Source organism: Rhizobium sp. SEMIA 4085 (assembly GCF_013004495.1).
Taxonomy (GTDB): domain Bacteria; phylum Pseudomonadota; class Alphaproteobacteria; order Rhizobiales; family Rhizobiaceae; genus Rhizobium; species Rhizobium gallicum.
Genome location: NZ_JABEPH010000521.1, coordinates 1 through 3,075 on the forward strand (window position 1 = coordinate 1; position 3,075 = coordinate 3,075).

Here is a 3,075-nt window from a genome sequence, read left to right on the forward strand (position 1 = left end):
TAATATTAAACCCGGCAACCCCCCTTGGAAGGCGGGGCGTTCCGCCGCAGAAATCCCCCAGTCGATTAATGCCGGACCGCCTTGGGCCCTATATTCGCCATTAGGCTTTCCACAAGGTAAACCGCCTCAGGGACTATCCGAGTGTATTTAGGGTTCGTTCATCCTGTCGCGGAGAAAAGCTGTGAGCGCGCTTGGTGGCCTCTCCCGGTCAAGCGGCAGCTGGGAGATAGCCCTGTCATGAGGTTCATCCTGCGCCGGGCTCCGCTTCTTAACGTTATCCTTATGCGTGTCTTGAAGAAGAGGGCGGTGACACTCTATGTAGGGATGAAGCATTTTCTTTGATTCCCGGCGGCAGCCGGCAGACGTTGGCAAAGGACGCACATGAGAAACCCAGTCGATACCGCTATGGCCCTCGTGCCGATGGTCGTGGAACAGACCAATCGCGGTGAACGCTCCTACGACATCTATTCCCGCCTGCTGAAGGAACGCATCATCTTCCTGACGGGCGCCGTCGAGGATCACATGGCGACGCTCGTCTGCGCCCAGCTTCTCTTCCTCGAGGCCGAAAACCCGAAGAAGGAAATCGCGCTCTATATCAATTCGCCGGGCGGCGTCGTGAGTGCCGGCATGGCGATCTATGACACGATGCAGTTCATCAAGCCCGCCGTTTCGACGCTTTGCATCGGCCAGGCGGCCTCGATGGGCTCGCTGCTTCTGGCCGCCGGCCACAAGGATATGCGCTTTGCCACTCCGAATTCCCGCATCATGGTTCACCAGCCCTCAGGCGGCTTCCAGGGGCAGGCATCCGACATCGAGCGCCACGCCAAGGATATCCTGAAGATGAAGCGCCGGCTGAACGAGGTCTACGTGAAGCATACCGGCCGCAGCTACGAAGAAGTTGAAAAGACCCTCGACCGTGACCACTTCATGGATGCCGACGAGGCTCAGAGCTGGGGCGTGATCGACAAGGTCCTGACGTCGCGCATCGAAATGGAAGGTGATCAGGCCTAGTAATTAATAGGGATGGTGTTTTTGCCGCCACAGTTCTATCCCATTTGTGATTGAACAAGGGGTTTAATGCGGTAGCGAAGACGCTAATAGTAACTATTAATGCTATGTTGAATCTGTATGACATAGCATTCGGCATTCGAAGGGGAGTTCGTTGCCGCCGGAACCCGGGCATGTTTTGGCTGGGTACCGGTTTATACCCCTTAAAGCCTTGGCCGGCTGATGCTCCGGTGGGAGCAGGCCGGCGGGCCATTGAGTGGACCGCGATTTCACCTTGAAATGCGGCGTGCTGGAAGGAAAGTGATATGAGCAAGGTCAGCGGCAGCAACGGCGGCGACTCCAAGAATACCCTGTATTGTTCGTTCTGCGGAAAGAGCCAGCACGAAGTCCGGAAGCTAATCGCCGGGCCGACCGTCTTCATCTGCGATGAATGCGTCGAACTGTGCATGGACATCATCCGCGAGGAGAACAAGTCCTCGATGGTCAAGTCTCGCGACGGCGTTCCCACGCCCCAGGACATCATCAAGGTTCTCGACGAATACGTCATCGGCCAGCGGCAGGCGAAAAAGATACTGTCGGTTGCCGTCCACAACCATTACAAGCGCCTGGCGCATGCCACCAAGAACAGTGAAGTCGAACTGGCAAAATCGAACATCATGTTGGTCGGCCCGACCGGCTGCGGCAAGACCTATCTCGCCCAGACGCTCGCCCGCATCATCGACGTTCCCTTCACGATGGCCGATGCAACGACGCTGACCGAAGCCGGCTATGTCGGTGAAGACGTCGAAAACATCATCCTGAAGCTTCTGCAGTCCGCCGACTACAATGTCGAGCGCGCCCAGCGCGGCATCGTCTATATCGACGAGGTCGACAAGATCTCCCGCAAGTCCGACAATCCCTCGATTACTCGCGACGTGTCGGGCGAGGGCGTGCAGCAGGCGCTTCTGAAGATCATGGAAGGCACGGTCGCTTCCGTTCCTCCGCAGGGCGGCCGCAAGCATCCGCAGCAGGAATTCCTGCAGGTCGACACGACGAACATCCTGTTCATCTGCGGCGGCGCCTTCGCGGGTCTGGACAAGATCATCTCGGCACGCGGCGAGAAGACATCGATCGGCTTCGGTGCGACCGTCAAGGCGCCGGATGACCGCCGCGTCGGCGAGGTGCTGCGCGAACTCGAGCCGGAAGATCTGGTGAAGTTTGGCCTCATTCCGGAATTCATCGGTCGTCTGCCGGTACTGGCAACGCTCGAAGACCTCGATGAGGATGCGCTGATCCAGATTCTTTCGGAACCGAAGAACGCACTCATCAAGCAGTATCAGCGCCTGTTCGAGATGGAAGACGTGGAGCTCACTTTCCATGAGGACGCGCTCCGCGAAATCGCCCGCAAGGCGATCGTACGCAAGACCGGTGCCCGTGGCCTTCGCTCGATCATGGAAAAGATCCTGCTCGATACGATGTTCGAACTGCCGGCGCTGGAAGGCGTTCGCGAAGTCGTTATCTCCGAGGAAGTTGCCCGCGGTTCTGCCCGTCCGCTCTACATCTATGCAGACCGGCAGGAGGAAAAGGCAAACGCCTCGGCCTGATGCCCGTCCTCGTATGGTTAGATTTAGGGGCTTGCCGAAGGCAGGCCCCTTTCTATTTGAAAAACCGTGTATGGTCCTGTTAATAATGGCTGGCAAGACTGGGAAAACGCTATTGCTGACGTTGCGGAATGTTCCGTCCTTGGGGATGATGGAATGATTCCATAGCGGGTTTTCCGGCCTGGTGTTTTAGCCGGTTCGAAAGCGGTAAGCGTCGATCCAGTTAGGCGCTTCATTGTACTAGCGTTCCGTTGTAATAAAGCTGTCACAACCGTGGAACGCGGGCGTTAGCGTGGCTTGAAATGCATAGTCAGAACCTCCACTTGTAGCCCAAGTGAGAGCGCCGGCCGATCGCATGCGGCCGCGCAAAGAGCCCGGAAACGGGACGATGGAAAGGAAATAAAATGACGAAGAAAACGTCTGTAGCGAGCAGCACTGCCTATCCTTGTTTGCCCCTACGCTACAGCATGGTCGTCCCCCACATGAC

General features: G+C 57.3%; 2 protein-coding genes. Both read left to right on the forward strand.

What is annotated here, in order from left to right:
- Positions 1-381 precede the first annotated feature (381 nt).
- Positions 382-1,011, forward strand: coding sequence for an ATP-dependent Clp endopeptidase proteolytic subunit ClpP (clpP, locus tag C9413_RS30265; protein ID WP_039844551.1), 630 nt, complete (start codon positions 382-384; stop codon positions 1,009-1,011).
- A 302-nt stretch (positions 1,012-1,313) separates the two neighbouring features.
- Complete coding sequence (gene clpX / locus C9413_RS30270; RefSeq protein WP_022714809.1) at positions 1,314-2,591, forward strand: ATP-dependent Clp protease ATP-binding subunit ClpX; 1,278 nt, start codon at positions 1,314-1,316, stop codon at positions 2,589-2,591.
- The last annotated feature ends 484 nt before the right edge of the window (positions 2,592-3,075 follow it).